Origin of the sequence: Bartonella sp. AP88XZML, assembly GCF_042195565.1 — a bacterium.
Classification (GTDB): Bacteria; Pseudomonadota; Alphaproteobacteria; order Rhizobiales; family Rhizobiaceae; genus Bartonella.
Genome location: NZ_JBHIOQ010000053.1, coordinates 1 through 14,623 on the forward strand (window position 1 = coordinate 1; position 14,623 = coordinate 14,623).

13 protein-coding genes, 1 tRNA gene and 5 pseudogenes are annotated in these 14,623 nt (G+C 35.7%); 3 read left to right on the forward strand and 16 right to left on the reverse strand.

Annotated elements, in window-relative coordinates:
* Positions 1-1,206: DUF6990 domain-containing protein (locus ACFIK2_RS06945; protein WP_375677068.1), on the reverse strand; the 1,206-nt coding region annotated here is incomplete at its 3' end.
* Positions 1,207-1,212: 6 nt separating this feature from the next.
* Positions 1,213-2,916: pseudogene (locus ACFIK2_RS06950) on the reverse strand (DUF637 domain-containing protein); the annotation flags it as partial.
* A gap of 1,008 nt (positions 2,917-3,924) precedes the next feature.
* Between ACFIK2_RS06950 and ACFIK2_RS06955 the strand changes: the two are divergent.
* Positions 3,925-4,440 (forward strand): annotated as a pseudogene (locus ACFIK2_RS06955) (hypothetical protein).
* A gap of 131 nt (positions 4,441-4,571) precedes the next feature.
* On the opposite strand, the gene ACFIK2_RS06960 reads toward ACFIK2_RS06955, so the two are convergent.
* The gene (locus tag ACFIK2_RS06960; RefSeq protein ID WP_375618717.1) at positions 4,572-4,622 is read right to left on the reverse strand and encodes a hypothetical protein; all 51 of its coding nucleotides are present in this window, start codon (positions 4,620-4,622) and stop codon (positions 4,572-4,574) included.
* A 28-nt stretch (positions 4,623-4,650) separates the two neighbouring features.
* Complete coding sequence (locus ACFIK2_RS06965) at positions 4,651-4,830, reverse strand: hypothetical protein (protein ID WP_375618712.1); 180 nt, start codon at positions 4,828-4,830, stop codon at positions 4,651-4,653.
* A gap of 486 nt (positions 4,831-5,316) precedes the next feature.
* Here ACFIK2_RS06965 and ACFIK2_RS06970 point away from each other — a divergent pair.
* Positions 5,317-5,513 (forward strand): annotated as a pseudogene (locus tag ACFIK2_RS06970) (single-stranded DNA-binding protein); the annotation flags it as partial.
* Here ACFIK2_RS06970 and ACFIK2_RS06975 read toward each other — a convergent pair.
* From ACFIK2_RS06975 to ACFIK2_RS07000, 6 genes are all read right to left on the reverse strand, one after another.
* Entirely contained in the window at positions 5,507-6,073 is a 567-nt protein-coding gene (locus ACFIK2_RS06975) for a biotin transporter BioY (protein ID WP_375633212.1), read from the reverse strand. The pseudogene ACFIK2_RS06970 and the gene ACFIK2_RS06975 overlap by 7 nt on opposite strands.
* Before the next feature lie 257 nt (positions 6,074-6,330).
* The gene (locus tag ACFIK2_RS06980; RefSeq protein WP_375677069.1) at positions 6,331-6,888 is read right to left on the reverse strand and encodes a biotin transporter BioY; all 558 of its coding nucleotides are present in this window, start codon (positions 6,886-6,888) and stop codon (positions 6,331-6,333) included.
* Positions 6,889-6,903: 15 nt separating this feature from the next.
* Positions 6,904-7,542, reverse strand: a complete 639-nt coding sequence (locus ACFIK2_RS06985; protein ID WP_375640707.1) for an energy-coupling factor transporter transmembrane component T family protein — start codon at positions 7,540-7,542, stop codon at positions 6,904-6,906.
* A complete protein-coding gene (locus tag ACFIK2_RS06990) occupies positions 7,539-8,219 on the reverse strand; it encodes an energy-coupling factor ABC transporter ATP-binding protein (protein ID WP_375618715.1) in 681 nt (226 codons plus the stop codon). Before ACFIK2_RS06990 ends, ACFIK2_RS06985 begins: the two co-directional genes overlap by 4 nt.
* 40 nt (positions 8,220-8,259) lie before the next feature.
* Positions 8,260-9,687, reverse strand: coding sequence for an amino acid permease (locus ACFIK2_RS06995; protein ID WP_375634993.1), 1,428 nt, complete (start codon positions 9,685-9,687; stop codon positions 8,260-8,262).
* Between the two features lie 1,096 nt (positions 9,688-10,783).
* Complete coding sequence (locus tag ACFIK2_RS07000) at positions 10,784-10,987, reverse strand: SlyX family protein (RefSeq protein WP_375634991.1); 204 nt, start codon at positions 10,985-10,987, stop codon at positions 10,784-10,786.
* 455 nt (positions 10,988-11,442) lie between these two features.
* On the opposite strand from ACFIK2_RS07000, the gene ACFIK2_RS07005 reads away from it, so the two are divergent.
* Positions 11,443-11,518: transfer RNA gene (locus ACFIK2_RS07005), tRNA-Thr, on the forward strand.
* 99 nt (positions 11,519-11,617) lie between these two features.
* On the opposite strand, the gene ACFIK2_RS07010 is transcribed toward ACFIK2_RS07005, so the two are convergent.
* From ACFIK2_RS07010 to ACFIK2_RS07035, 6 genes and pseudogenes are all read right to left on the reverse strand, one after another.
* Positions 11,618-11,821 (reverse strand): helix-turn-helix transcriptional regulator, encoded by a 204-nt coding sequence (locus ACFIK2_RS07010; RefSeq protein WP_375634989.1) that lies wholly within the window; start codon positions 11,819-11,821, stop codon positions 11,618-11,620.
* 78 nt (positions 11,822-11,899) lie between these two features.
* A pseudogene (locus ACFIK2_RS07015) lies at positions 11,900-12,523 on the reverse strand (lambda exonuclease family protein).
* Position 12,524: 1 nt separating this feature from the next.
* The gene (gene bet / locus ACFIK2_RS07020) at positions 12,525-13,334 is read right to left on the reverse strand and encodes a phage recombination protein Bet (RefSeq protein WP_375634987.1); all 810 of its coding nucleotides are present in this window, start codon (positions 13,332-13,334) and stop codon (positions 12,525-12,527) included.
* Between the two features lie 117 nt (positions 13,335-13,451).
* Positions 13,452-13,706 (reverse strand): annotated as a pseudogene (locus ACFIK2_RS07025) (recombinase); the annotation flags it as partial.
* Positions 13,707-13,948: 242 nt separating this feature from the next.
* Positions 13,949-14,314 carry a hypothetical protein gene (locus ACFIK2_RS07030; RefSeq protein WP_375642946.1) on the reverse strand — a complete coding sequence of 122 codons (366 nt, stop codon included), beginning with the start codon at positions 14,312-14,314 and terminating at the stop codon, positions 13,949-13,951.
* 28 nt (positions 14,315-14,342) lie between these two features.
* A partial coding sequence (locus ACFIK2_RS07035) for a hypothetical protein (RefSeq protein WP_375677070.1) occupies positions 14,343-14,623 on the reverse strand: 281 nt, incomplete at its 5' end.

The following is a 14,623-nucleotide window of genomic DNA, read 5'->3' on the forward strand; positions in this document are numbered from 1 at the left end:
TGCTTCTGCTGCTTCTCGCTCATTAAGGATTTTCAGATGTTCTTCAGCAAATTCAACGGCATGGTTAACATATTTTTCTACGTCATTATCATCCAAATGTTCAGAAATCGTACCAGCTTCTAAAAAATTTTGATAAGATTTCAGCACATCAATTTTACCTGTTAATGCTAAACAAGCTAAATGCCAGACTATGTCTATATCGTAACTATATTTTTTAACAAGTGTTTTACTTTCTATCGATGCTTGCAAGTCTTGGGTGCGTGCCCATTGTATTATCCGCTCAGAAATTTTGATAAGCTCGTGATCATTTAATATTCCCACACAAATATCAATTCCTTTACCAAAACCGCTAAAAATCCCTCCCCCAATCGTGTTAAAAGACTTATAAATATCCGTAGGTCGTATCCAATTATATTCTCCCCTATAGCGCATACAACGACAAGCTACAGAAATCTCTTCGTTAGAAACCTCAGCTTCAAGACGGACATTGTAATTATCGAGAAGACGTACAAAACCAAAATCAAACTGAATAAAACGATCTGGCAAAGAGAGCCACATCTTTCCAAGTTCCGTAGAAAACCACCCTTGCGTTTTGAGAATACGGCTTGCTGCAGTAAGGCTCATCGAGCGCTGTTTGGGCTTTTTGCGCGTTAGAATATCGTCTAACTCCCCATTCTTATAGGCTTGTGCAAATAAAATAAGGCGATCAATCCATTCTATGGTTGCGTAATCCGCAAATTCTGGAACATGTAATTGGGGTGCCGGTTTATCAGATCTTAAAGCATTAATATCACCAAGCAATGCTTTTGCAACAGCAGAATGATTGACGGCTTCTTCACGTAATTTTTGTTCAATATCCTGTGCTTGCGCCCAAGCAATTACTTTGTTTAAGGCGTCCTCGATATGACTTTCTGAAAGATTCTGTGCCGTAACTCCAAAATTTTCTTCTGCAGAAATCAACATATCGTCATATTTATAGCGCGACTGTTCACCTCTAGAATATTTCCCAGCAAGGCAATAAGCGGCGGTGGTAAGAGAAACTGATAGCCACAACTTTCCACCATCTTCTCCATAATCTACAACATCGTAAAGAATGCGTATTATACGATCAGAAAGATGATAATAAGCAAATGTATCTCCAACTTCATCGCGATGGGGCTCCCAACTATGTTTTTTTAAAATCTCTGTTACATCTTTGGTTTGCATAATACTTCACTTTTCTTCTAAATAACTTGGATATTGGTTGAGTTTATATTTGCGTGGTCCTTTTTCCCATTTCTTACTCAATTGTTTTTTAGGCCACTCTTTATTAAATACTTTTATTTGATCCTCAGTTGGTTTCTCCTTTTCTATAAAATTTTTGAGATTTTCTTGGTATTTATTAAACTTCTCTTTCTTTTGCTTAAGATACTCTTCAGCTTTAGAGCCACAAAATTTTATGCTTCCTGTTGTTTTACATATTTCTCTTAAACCTTTCTGCACTTCATTTAATTTGGCTTTACCAGTTTTTGTCTCACTAAATGCAGGTTCACCATCCTCAATATAAGTAATATCAGGACGTGTTCTTGCTTTAATTGTGCCTTTATCTGTCGTAATTTCAATTTCAATCGTTAATTCTCCCTCGCTTGGTGAAAATCCTTCCTCCTCTAATCTTTGTTTTTCCTCATCGCGTTTTTTGTCATGATGTTCCCTACCTTTATTAAGCTTTTTACCCTTTCCATCATTATCATCGTCATTATTGTTTTGTGGGTCTTTGCCACTCGCCTGAGAATTTTTATTTTTTTCTTCTTTTGAGTTTTGATTTGTTTTTTCGCTATCTTCTGCAGAATTTTTCGATGCAAACCAATAGGTAAGGAAATCAGCTATAGCGGTTCTATTGTTAGGAGATTGAACAATAGTTGCTCCACCAGCCATAAAAAGAGACAGAGCTGCCAACTCTTGTGGCGTAAGCGACACAATGAACGCTACAGCAGCTGCTACCGCAGGAAGAAAATTATTTTCGGCAGCATTACCTGCGGCATCAGCACCAGTATTGACATCACCACCAGCAAGGGCAGCAGCAAAGCCCCCCGCTATGCGCGCGATATCAATGGCATGATCATTAAAATCAGAAAACTGTGCTTCAATCTTTGCGTTTATACGCGCTTCCTCTTCCGCAGTTGGGGTGCGACCGTTTAGGTCCCCCATTTCCTCTTTCACAATGCCTTGCACCCACAATTGAAACTGGAGCATAGCAGTGGCTTCGCCCACAGCACCCCCCACAGCACCGGCAGAGCAAGCACCGCTCGCAACAGTGCCTTTTAAGCAGCCAAGACCGGCGTGGGCAACGATTTGCGTGACCGTATCTATTTTGCCTTCTGCCTTGGCGGTACCGATTTCTTCCGCCAACGATTTGCCAACCGTATCAGACAGGGCGATGCGCAGATTGTTAAAAAAGTTCTTGTCAAGAGAGCCACCCTCAAGAGCCGTTTGCACGCCCGTGCCAATGGCGGCTTTGATCAGGTTCTTTTCCGCTTCACTGGCGATACGATCGACAAAAGGAGCGGTTTTTGGCAAAGATTGTCCAACACCTGCCATTTCCGTTATTTGGCTGGTTAAGCCTGCTGTCAACATCGACGAAACAATGCTGAGAACATTCTTTGAAGAGCCAAGCTCATGCAAAGCGCCGGCAATGTTGCCGCGATTATTGACAAGAGCCACAGCGCTTTTGTTAATCAGTGCTTGGACACCTGCCTGTATCGCTGCATTCATGGCGGTGCTCGAGCCAAGCCCCAAAGCACCGGTAATGGCACTGGCAGCGCCCGAGGCTGCTCCGCCCGTAACCGCCGTGACAGCCAAGGCCACGAGAGCCGCACCGGCTTCTGTCAGCCCTTGGGCTTTATAATCCCAGTCTTTAAATTCAGCCTTAACTGCTTGTCAATCAACTTTCCTTACAAATCTTAATCAACCCAAAGAAATAACCTGAAATAGCAGTGTGTCGTATGAAAAATTAAAAACAAAAACCGAATGAAGAAAATGCACTTGAGACTTGCCTATGGCTTCACAGGTTTATTGCTGTAAAAGCTTCAAATGATGATATCTTTAATACTTTTTTCGCTTGTTCTCTTGTGGTAGCTTCCACAAGCGAAAAGATATGGACGATGACACCTCTTCTCAAGCTTATCAAACTGAACTCAAAGGTATTTCCTTATTGATTTTGAAAGAGTCCTTAAAACGCATTTTGCAGAGCAACGTAGAAAGCATGTCTAAAAAAATCATTCCAAAAGCAACAGATTTTTCTAAGTATTGTGAAGAGATTGAAAAAGATCTTCTTTCACGAACCAAAACTCTTCATAAACTAATAATAGGAGAGTTTAAAATAGATTTCTAAAAAATAGCAAAATAGTGAAAAGTGCTGATCATTTTTGGATTGGATATGCATTTAAAGAGTGATTAAAAAGTTTTTTTAATGTATAATATATTTCTAGAAGCCAAAATGGCTCTATAGTATCAAATTTATAAAGTAAATAAATCCATTAATACAAATTAAGGATTTTAGGATACACGAATTTCAAAATATTTGTTTTTTTAAAACATGAATAGCCAGCATCAGCACAAAAAATGTTGCGGCAGTTATGAGTCACTTTCATATATTTTTGAAATAACAGAGCTTTTCTTTAATCTTTATGAAAGGGTTGCCAGTGCTATGGGCTTTTTTGAAAGGTGGATTTGGGTACCAAAATGCAAGCGAGAGTTTGGGATTATGGAGCTCTGTGTTTAAAGCTATCATCAACTATAGATAAATCATAAACGAGGTTAACTAAAATATTAAAAGCAACTGGATGCAATAGAAGACATTGCTATTAAAATAAAAGATAGATTGTATTTTTATATCAGAAAATAATTTAAGAAATTGAGATCATAATTTTTCCACAGGAAATAAATATATTTACAAATAAGCAGCTAAGAACCTTGTTTGGCATTATAACTTTTATATTTTTATGTTTTTTAGGAATTAAAAAAATCTTGACTTTATTCAGAGTATTTTGACATTCGCGTCTGTTTCTTTGGTAATAGTCACAACGGTTTTTGAAATTTTATGCAATTCTAATATTCCTTCTGAATTGCAGAGCACCCCAAAATATAAAGATGATGATACAACAGGTTGGGTGAAACTAACACGTGATTTACAACAGTATTTGCACAGATTCTTAAAACTAATAAGTTTAGCGCTTGTCGTTTTAATTTTCCCAAATAGTTATAAAGAAACGGTTTCTTTACCTGTCATTTCTAGGTATGTGGAGTACAAGCTTTCTTTTCCATTGGGATGCTGTACTTTTGTACTCAGATATTGCTCTTTGGTATTCCTTTTTAGTTTGTGTATTGTTTCTTATGTTACGTACACGCAGTTTAATAAATATATCTATTTACACACTACAGTGCTCAGTTAAAAAGCCATAGTAAAACTTCCGATTTTATAAAACTGTTTAGATTAAATGGCGTTGTCTCTTCTCAACGTTCATAGATGAAATCAACAAGGAGATAAAAAAACTATCGAAAGCAGTTTGATACTCTTTGTCGCAGGAAAGAGGTCAACGCATTGAACGAAGCATGGCATCACGTAAAATGGCGTTAATCCGCATTTGATATCCTTTCCCTTGACTTTTAAAGTCACGCTAGCACGTCTGAATCCACACGCACTGTTGTAACAGTTTTGGGTGATTTATAGAATGGATTGAAAACGGCGTTTTTCCAGAACACATCATTGAGTGACGGAATATCTCTATGATCAATTGCACTATCCGACATTACAGCCAATTTATCAATTTCAACTCTCTGTTCATCTGTCAAAGCTGATAAGTTACCTACCTCAATTTCATAACGAACTTTCTTCTTTATAACGTTTCCTTTCTTTCAAATTGGCTCGCCGTGCTGAAATAATACGGATTACCTCTATGCCATCTTTATCGTCATGGACAGTATGCACTACGAATAGTAATAAAAAACCTCCACAAGCACTAAAGCTTGCTAACCATACTCTCCATTTTCAATACGGTCTTGTTTAGCCATGGAGAATAGATCAGAAAAAACATATGCCGCTATTTCAAAACTTTACACGGTGCTTTCTAAGATTACTTTTTGTTTTAGCTTCATCCCATTCAAATCTTATTTTTATACCTCATATTAATACATTTATAAGGGTATTATATACATCAAGAGTTTTAGATGAACACTTAATTATCCATGTTTTTGTACAATTAATATAATTTAATACTTTAAAAATTAGTGATTAATTAACTAAAAATATTAAAAAATAATAAATTATTCTAAGGCTTTATGCATATAATATTAATTGGCTATTTAGGGGCTGCTCCTGAAAGCAAAAATGAATTTTGGTGCCGAAACATTCAATTTTCGTATGGCTACCTCTGAAAGCTATGCAGAAAAATACCAATAAAAAAGTAGACAAAACAAAATGGTATTCCGTGATGCTTTTTAATCTACATACATTTGGAAAACTTGTTCTTCAGTACAGAACTGCCCCTTTTTCCGAATGAATGAGAGGAACGGTTTTTTTAATGGTCAACGCTACAAAGGATGCAATCAGCACTTTCAAGAAACCACTAACCAAAAAACCTAATGAACTTATTAAAACTGTCAGCAAAGGAACCTGTGTCATATACGCTACCCATGGTATTCCAAAAGAATAGACTATCCCAATGCCACCCACAGTATTTATCACAAATAATATTATAAAATTTAACCGCTGCCAAAATAATTCTACCATAAAGCCAATAAAAAATGCAGCAAATGGAAAACTAATCAGATAACCACTCGTAACTCCTGAAAAAACACTAATTCCACCACGACCACTAGGCAATAGAGGTAACCCAATCGCAATAAGAGCAAGGAAAAGAAGTGATGCTAAAGCTCCCCTTTTCGCTCCAAGTATAGAGCCTGCTAACATCGGAGCCATAGACTGAGCTGTAATAGGGACACCCAGCAAAAAAGGAAGATAAATAGGAGGAAAAAGACTCAAAACAGCGTAAATAGCGGCGAATAAAGCAATATAAACTAAATCTTTTGTATTCACTGAATTATTCCTTCACTAGGGAAAAGCTTTCGTTATTGTTGTACAATTAATAAAAAGTATCAGATTTATAAAAGTACACTTTAAATACCTTAGATATAGAGAAAAATACTATAATAATTTATTTTAATAATATCACTTATATGAATCATATTAGATTCTATAATGTTTAAATACATCATAAATTACTATAGTTAAATTCAATAATAGTGATATACGAATATTATATAACAACAGCATAACAAAATAATGCATTTATTTTAGTTATTATGCTTTGAATGAATGAGAGGACCAGATCTTTTAATCGCGAGTGCAATAAAGGATGCAATCAACGCTTTTAAACAATCGCCTATCAAAAAAACTGATGAAGCCATTAAAACATTCAGTAAAGAAACTTTGGTCATATAAGCTGTCCATGGAACACCAAAAGAATAAACTATCCCAATGCCACCGACAGTATTTATCACAAATAATATTATAAAATTTAACCGCTGCCAAAACAATTCTACCATTAAACCAATAAAAAATGCGGCAAATGGAAAACCTATTAAATAACCACTTGCAATCCCTGAAAAGACACTGATCCCACCGCGACCACCAGGCAACAGAGGTAATCCAATCGCAACAAGAACAAGAAAAAGGAGTGACGCTAAAGCACCCCTTTTTGCCCCAAGAATAGACCCTGCTAGCATCGGTCCCATCGATTGAGCTGTAATAGGTATCCCTAGAAAAAAAGGAAGATAAATAGAAGGGAAAAGGCCCAAAATAGCATAAACAGCGGCAAATAAGGCAATATAAACTAAATCTTTTGTATTCATTTGATTCTTCTTTCACTATAAAAAACTTTGATTATTATGAGATGCTGTATCAATGGTATCAACATCATAAGAACGCGCTTCCAATGCTTCAGCCACTTCTGAAGCCATTCTTATGGTTCGTATAATTAAAGGTATCGCAAGAGCGAGAATGTTAGTGTTAAGTCCCCGTGCTTGCTGTGCTTCATGTACCTCATTAAACTTTTCACTCAAAAGAGGAATAAACCTGATCGCCATAGAGATAACCATACTCACTTTTGATGGATTTATACCAAAACAACGAAAGGGCTGGAGGCCTGCTTCAATTGCATCCACCATATCTGAAACTTTTGTTGTGAATGAAATAAGTGATGATAAAGAAAAGAGGATAACAAGACGTAATATGACCTCAACCCCCGTAAGCCAACCGCTAAAAATAGTTTGAAATACAAATAGAAGAACTAAAAGCAATCCCATCGATTTAAATTGCTTTATCGCAGTTTTGAAAGGGACCTTGGCGACTCTATAGAATAAGATGACCAACAACAAAAATAACCCAAGAAGCGCTATGGAAGAAACCATTATTATAAAAGTTCCACACGCCGTAAGAAATAATAACTTAACTCCAGGACCTAACCTATGAATAAACGTATCCCTTGGAATATATAAACCGATCATGACATTCTTCTTATATACTCCTTGATAGCAACAAAAGGTACATCATCAATTGCTATCTCCCCCTTATCAAAAACCAGCACTCTATCAAACTTTTTCAAAAACTCCAAATCATGCGATACAACTATTGCCGTTTGTGGTAATTCTTCTATCACTTGCGTAACGCGATGCTTATTTCGCAAATCAAGTAATGTTGTCGGCTCATCAAAAATAATGTAGTCTGGTTTCATTGCAACTACACCGGAAATAGCAACGAGTTGTTTTTGCCCACCACTTAATAAATGGACAGCGTGATTTCTGAAATCTTGAAGTTCATAGCGTTGTAAAATTTCATCTACACGCTCCTTAATTTCATCTTTATTAAGCTTTAAATTTTTGAGACCAAAGGATAAATCCTCTTCAACTAATGGTAAAACAATCTGATTATCGGGATTCTGAAATACAAATCCAACTTTACGCTTTACTGCTTTTGCATCGCGCTTGGTATCAAGCCCATCAACGCTTACAAAACCGTGAGATGGTAATTGGAGTCCATTAATAAGACGAACAAATGTACTTTTTCCAGAACCATTCGCACCTATAACAGCAATTCGTTTTTCGGTAAGCTGTACAGTAATATTTCTTAAAACACACAAATCACCAAAAACTTGTGTTACCTCATCAAATTTTATAGTCCCCAAGATTTATTCCAATCAATCCCTTTTATTAGCTCTTCTTTCTCTATCGTTTCAGTTTATAACCTAAAAGTAATAATAAGCACCATAGAGGAATAATAATGACTGCCAAACTCATATCAGGCATCTGTACAGGAATATATGTTTCAAGAAAAGGCACGCTTATTCCTATCATATCAAAAAGTCGAGTCATCAATCCATTTTGCCCAAAACCACTGATAAACATAATGCAAAATAATAAAGCAAGAAAGAAGAGACAAAGATAGTTAGCGTAAGGATATAAACCAAACGCATAAGTAAAGTTGCCTTTTCTGTTCTTATGGGCATTGCGAAATTTCAAATGAACAATAACAATAATAGCCCAAGTAATCACTGCTGCTGCAGTTGCAAGAGCCATGATCCGCATGAAACTATTATCAGGAACAAGAGCATTAACAACGACAATCAACACCGTACAGAATGATGAAAAAAGGATAGCAATATAAGGAACACGAGCAGCACTCAGTTTACTAAAAATATGTGGTGCATTTTTTTGTACAGCTAAACTATAAAGCATACGGCCATTAGAATAAATGCCACTATTGTAAACAGAAATAGCAGCCATAATCACCACAAAATTCAAAATATGACCAGCAGCAGGAATTCCTATAGTCTCGAAAATTGTGACAAAAGGACTACCATTTTTTCCAATCATATTCCAAGGGCTGATTATCATAATAATGCTGATAGAACCAATATAAAAAATTATAATCCTCCACATAACTTGACGAATAGCCGCTGGAATTGTTTTTTGTGGATTAGATGCCTCTCCAGCAGCAATACCAATAAGCTCTGTTCCTCCAAAAGAAAACATTACTACAGAAGTTGCTAAAACAACCCCTACTGCTCCATAAGGAAAAAAACCGCCATGGTCCCAAAGATAATGAATATTCGCTTGATTTTCTCCTAGTCCAGTGACAATGAGAAAAATTCCAAAAATAATCATACCAATAACAGCAGCCACTTTGATCAAAGCGCAAGCAAATTCAAATTCTCCATAAAAACGAACATTAAACAAATTAACAAATGTAACAAATAAAAGAACAATGAAAGATGTCTTCCAATGATCAATCAAAATCCAATGATCAAGGTAAAACCCTATCACTGTAAGTTCAGCCATGCTCACAAGAATATAAAGAAACCAATAATTCCAACCTGTTATGAAACCAGCTAATCTCCCCCAATATTTATAAGCAAAAAAACTAAATGCTCCTGAAGACGGTTCTTCTACTGACATTTCACCAAGCATTCGCATAATGAAATACATAATAAGCCCGCCGGCAAGATAAGATAAAATAACTGAGGGGCCAGCTAATTGAATTGCCTCGGTTGATCCATAAAAAAGTCCTGTCCCAATAACGCCACCCAAAGCAATCATTTGAATATGGCGATTTTGAAGGCTACGCTTCAATTCCTCGTGCTTTTTTTCAGACATCATGCCTCACTACTTTTGTTGAACCTAACCTCAACTTTTATTGAAAAATTAGGCACCTCTTTCAAAAAACACAAAACAAACGTAAACTTATTTTCTTATCATAATGCAACTCCTTATTTTTTTGTGCATTATACGTATGTCCCGTTGAAGTTTTAAGAAAAAATATGCTCCACCCTTTATTTAAATTAATGTCCTTCATTTTCGTTACACTAACCATTATAGCATTGGTCATTGATAACACACACTCTGTAATCACATCACATTGGACAACAACCCCCTTTAATAAAATTTTAACAAGCCTTCTGCAAACAGATATCTATCACCTTAATCAATCTCTATGCAAGGTAATGCCTGATTTTCTGTCCTCAATTTGCATTACTCTCACTTATTTACCCGCATGGTCTATCTTTGGTGCTTTAGCAATAGTATTTTGTATCTTAAATTACGAAAAACAAAAGCCTTTTCACAAAATATCATATACATATAACGAAGAGTACATTTGATCTTGAAAAAAACTTCTAGAGCTCTCTGTACTATACACAACAGGTATCGCTTAGAGCACCTCACCCTATTAAAACAACTGAAAATCATTTGATCATCAGAATGGATTAAAACGCTTTATTATAAATATATGCGCTCAGTTATAAATTATACGGGCTCACTTATGATTTCTATAGATAATGATAACATTACTTCATTTGTATCAATTTAATAAAAACTAGCGAATAAACCTAACTCCCATCTATAGAAAATTCTGTACAGAAAAAACTTAACATATTGAAGTTCATATATTTTTATGGATGTTCCTTTATACTCTACAAAAACTTTTCTTAATTTTAGTACTAGAAATCACATATAAAAAAACGTCTTCTAATATCAGCACTCCTTATAAAATTGGAACTTCTTGAAATTAATGAAGAAGCTTATAAAAATTATTCTACAAGTCTAACAAAATGCGTTAAACAAAAACCAATCTGTAAATAATTGCAATTGTAATAAAGAATATTTCGCATCTTACTCCCATTGTGACATCCACCCTATTACATCTAAAAAAATCCAAGAGACTATTAGCAGAAAAATTTTAAGCATCTTCTCTCTATTGAGAAAATGGTAAAATAACAGCTTCAGTCACACTCTGTTCTTTTAAATCTGAAAATCGTTTCGCTAAAACATCAACTTTTTTAGATATCTCATCCAAACTTTTCCATTGATCAGTTACCACTCGAGAAAGTTCCTCAATGAATTTTTCTTGGTAAACTAGCTTCATTTCTAGTTCTATCAGCCGATCTTCATCCGACATGATTTTTACTCCCTCTTAAATAAAAAAACGTGATTAATTTTATTAATCCTCCTCCCTTTTTCTTCCCATAAAAATGAGAAGTAACTTTTCAAATAATTCTACTCATCTTATTTGCACATTATAAAAGGTTTATGATGATCTTTATTTTCCCAATCACTTATACAACAAATTTCTTTCTTAAGAATCAGAAAATGTTTTTATCTTTACTAAGTTATCTTGACACCATTTTTCATCCTAAAGATCTACATTCCCAGCTTCTTAATTTAAGTGCTATCGTAAATTGGAAAGCATTTTATAGCATTAAGGTCAAAGAATACTTTCCTCTGACTTTTACATACTTCTCCTTCAAATTATTATCATATGTATAAATTATTGAAAAAATGCATTCTTGCTTTTATACGTACTTTTAGCTATTACCCTCAAATTAGTTTTGTTTCATTGACTTACAAACCTATGCCGCATTAGCTCAGTTGGTAGAGCACATCATTCGTAATGATGGGGTCGCTGGTTCGAATCCGGCATGCGGCACCATTTTTTCTCTTTAATATATTGAAATATATAATTTTTTATTTGATTTTCTATTTTTTAGACCACCTTTTAGTCCACCTCTTGTGGTTTATACAATTTTACTTAATTTGTTGTTATTTGCTCCGTATTTTTCTTTGGAGTAAAAGCTAGAATCTCTTTTTTTCTCCATCTCACTGCTCTTCCTAGCTTATAGGGTTGCGGAAACTCCCCTTGAAGCACCCAATTGCGAATCGTTGTGGTTGATACACTAAAAAGCTGTGCACATTCACCGGTTGTTACATATCTATCGCCATCATCAAATATCATCTCATTACCTTTCTATTTTTATATTACTTATTACCTAAATGGGTGGGGGTGCTGGGAGGAGAAAGCACCCCCATAGAGTCAAGCAGCTTTTGTCAAAATCTTTTGCATTTCTTGTTCTATCTCTGCTAAAAAGGCTTCGACCGCTTGATTAATCTCTTCAATTTGTTCTTCATCACGGTGAATGCGTTTGATTTTCATGCGTAAGTATGTTGATTACCTCGTAAAACGTGGGTCATAACTGATAAAATCACACCATTTTCGTCCCGTACAAGCCATTTGGAATTGCATTTGCGCGCTATATTCAGGCTTTATAGTGTCATCTATAAAGAAGCGTAAGTGGTTTGGTGATTGTGGACATTTGACTTCAACTAAACCGTCATCACCAACAAACCCATCAGGACTAGCACCAGCCATTTTGATTGTGGGATGTTGTATGAAACCACACTCTATGATCTCTGTATCATAAATAAATGCATATTCTTTCAAGGCATCTTCTTCATGTTCAATGTCCCATTGCATAGCCGGAGTTGGATAAGATTGGCTTACTTCACCAGTTAAACGTTCTGTTATAAGTTTGATTTTGTAGTCTTCATATTTGCTTGTAGGCATTCCCTTTGCTGTTTTACTCAGTAGGTTGTAAACGTTTGAAGCGGTGACTTTTCCCAAGCGGGCTTGAAACCACTCTGCTGTTCTTTGTTCCATTTCACACCGCCGTTTGTTGTTGAGTTGGTACATATTCAATATCTTGGATATGAATGTATTCTGCTTCTTGTATAGGAGCGTCTATTTTCTTTTGTGGTGAATGAGATTGCTCTGTTTTAGCTTTTTGCCTCTCTTGCAATATATCAAAAATTATTTTTGCTTTTTCATCAGGAATATCTTCAAGGCTCTCGACTTTTGCATAATCAAGTATCCTTGCTTCATTGGTTCCAGTTTCTTCAATTAATTCTTGGATTTGTATAAGCATGTCATGAGAAACAAGTTGTACTTGTGTGGTATTATTATTAATACGAGCCGCTTCATCTTCTTCATAAATGCCGGAAAAACCGAAAGCATAGCGTGCACATTGTATAGTTGCTTTATGACGTAACATACGTGCTGGATATTTTTTCCAAGGTTCACTTTTTTCTTGCACGCATTCATTTAAATATTCAGTGACTTCGATAGGGTTTTTAATGCCTTTAAGATGAATAGCACATTTAATGGCAATTAAACTCCCATCTTTATCGAGTTGATCTTGAAAAGTCATGCCATCAAATTTAGGATTAGATTTAATGATCTTAATCCATCCATCAATAGAGACAACAGGGATAATACCGCCGCCTTTTTTAGGGAACGCATAGATTTCTTTTGTTAATGGGTTTAATCCATAAGTATTTGCAACCGAGATAAAAGCAGCGAATTCTTCATTAGAGAAGTTATGATTGATACAAGTTTTGATAATTGTTTTACGAAATTCATCATGAGAAAATCCATATTTGCTTGCCATGGTTATTAAAGAAGAACTTGTCATTATTGTTTTCCTCCATTGCGCGCAACTCACCCGTGGCGTGAATCACGCATGTGTTAAAAGTTGGTTTGGTTGTTAGAGTTTGGATTTTATAGGCTGCATTATGTCTTCAGAAATTATGGTATCTACATAAGGCTCNGTAGAGTTTTTTTGTATTTTTTGATATTCTATTTGCATATTCGAAAGATCACTGGCAAATCTTTCGTAGTTTTGTCGTTCTATTTCTTTTTCTCGTAAGGCAATGAGACGCTCGAGACGGTCCATATCGATGTCATTTTCTAAGGCTCTGTTTAAAATACGTTCCATAGCAGTTTGTTTAACCGCTAAGTGATGCGTTTCTTCAATTTCTGTTAGGTTAGTGTTTTGTTCACTCATCTTGATTTCCTCCTATTTGAGCGCAATTCCCCCGTGGCGTGAATCACGCTGGTGTTTAAAAGTTGGTTTGGTTGTTAGAGTTTGGATTTTATAGGCTGCATTATGTCTTCAGAAATTATGGTATCTACATAAGGCTCGTCTTTATACCCAGAGATAGTGATACAAAGTTCACCTAGATTGTGAGTATTTCTCACAACTAACTGTGCACACAAGGTAGGTTTAATTCCATATTTATACATGATTTATTTTTTCTCGTTTGTTGTGATACGGCTTTCTCCGCAGATCTCTGAATCTCCGTAAATTTTTGCGTCGCCATAAACTCTTGCATTGGGATAAACAATTGCATTTCCGTAAATCTGTGCGTTTTCAAAAATGCGACCACCACCATATACTCGGGCGTTATTATAAATTTTTGCATTGTCATAAATTTTTGAACCCCAAGTAACACAAGCATTATCATAGACCCAGCAATTGCCATCATGAGAGAGATTGCTTTCATTTTCTATAAAGCCCCCAAGGTCCCCAGCCTTAACATCATCAAAATCTCTTAAAGCACGAATGCGGTACAATGTATGGCAACTTACAATATCGGTGGTTTCATTAGTCAATTCGTATTTTTTTCCATGATTTATCCCCCTACCTTAAAATAGCGTCACTTCCATAAAATGCTGTATCGCCGGCTACTATGGCATTACCACGAACTTTTGCGTTATTATAAACTTCGGCATCATCATAAACCTTCGCATTTTCAGAGATATATGCATTTTGATAAATACAAGCATTGCCTCCAACCCAGCAATTATCATCATGGCTAAGATTCCATTCACTCTCTACCCAGCCACCAAGATCACCTTTTTTAACATCTCCAAAGTCTTTTAATGCACGGATACGGTAAAGCGTTATTCTATCAACTTTAA

Excerpts from the sequence above, each read along its gene's own strand:
- ACFIK2_RS06980 (WP_375677069.1), bottom strand. The coding sequence starts at position 6,888 with ATGAATACAAAAGATTTAGTTTATATTGCCTTATTTGCCGCTGTTTAT.
- ACFIK2_RS06985 (WP_375640707.1), bottom strand. The coding sequence starts at position 7,542 with ATGATCGGTTTATATATTCCAAGGGATACGTTTATTCATAGGTTAGGT.
- ACFIK2_RS06995 (WP_375634993.1), bottom strand. The coding sequence starts at position 9,687 with ATGTCTGAAAAAAAGCACGAGGAATTGAAGCGTAGCCTTCAAAATCGC.
- ACFIK2_RS07000 (WP_375634991.1), bottom strand. The coding sequence starts at position 10,987 with ATGTCGGATGAAGATCGGCTGATAGAACTAGAAATGAAGCTAGTTTAC.
- ACFIK2_RS07010 (WP_375634989.1), bottom strand. The coding sequence starts at position 11,821 with ATGATATTTGATGATGGCGATAGATATGTAACAACCGGTGAATGTGCA.
- bet (WP_375634987.1), bottom strand. The coding sequence starts at position 13,334 with ATGACAAGTTCTTCTTTAATAACCATGGCAAGCAAATATGGATTTTCT.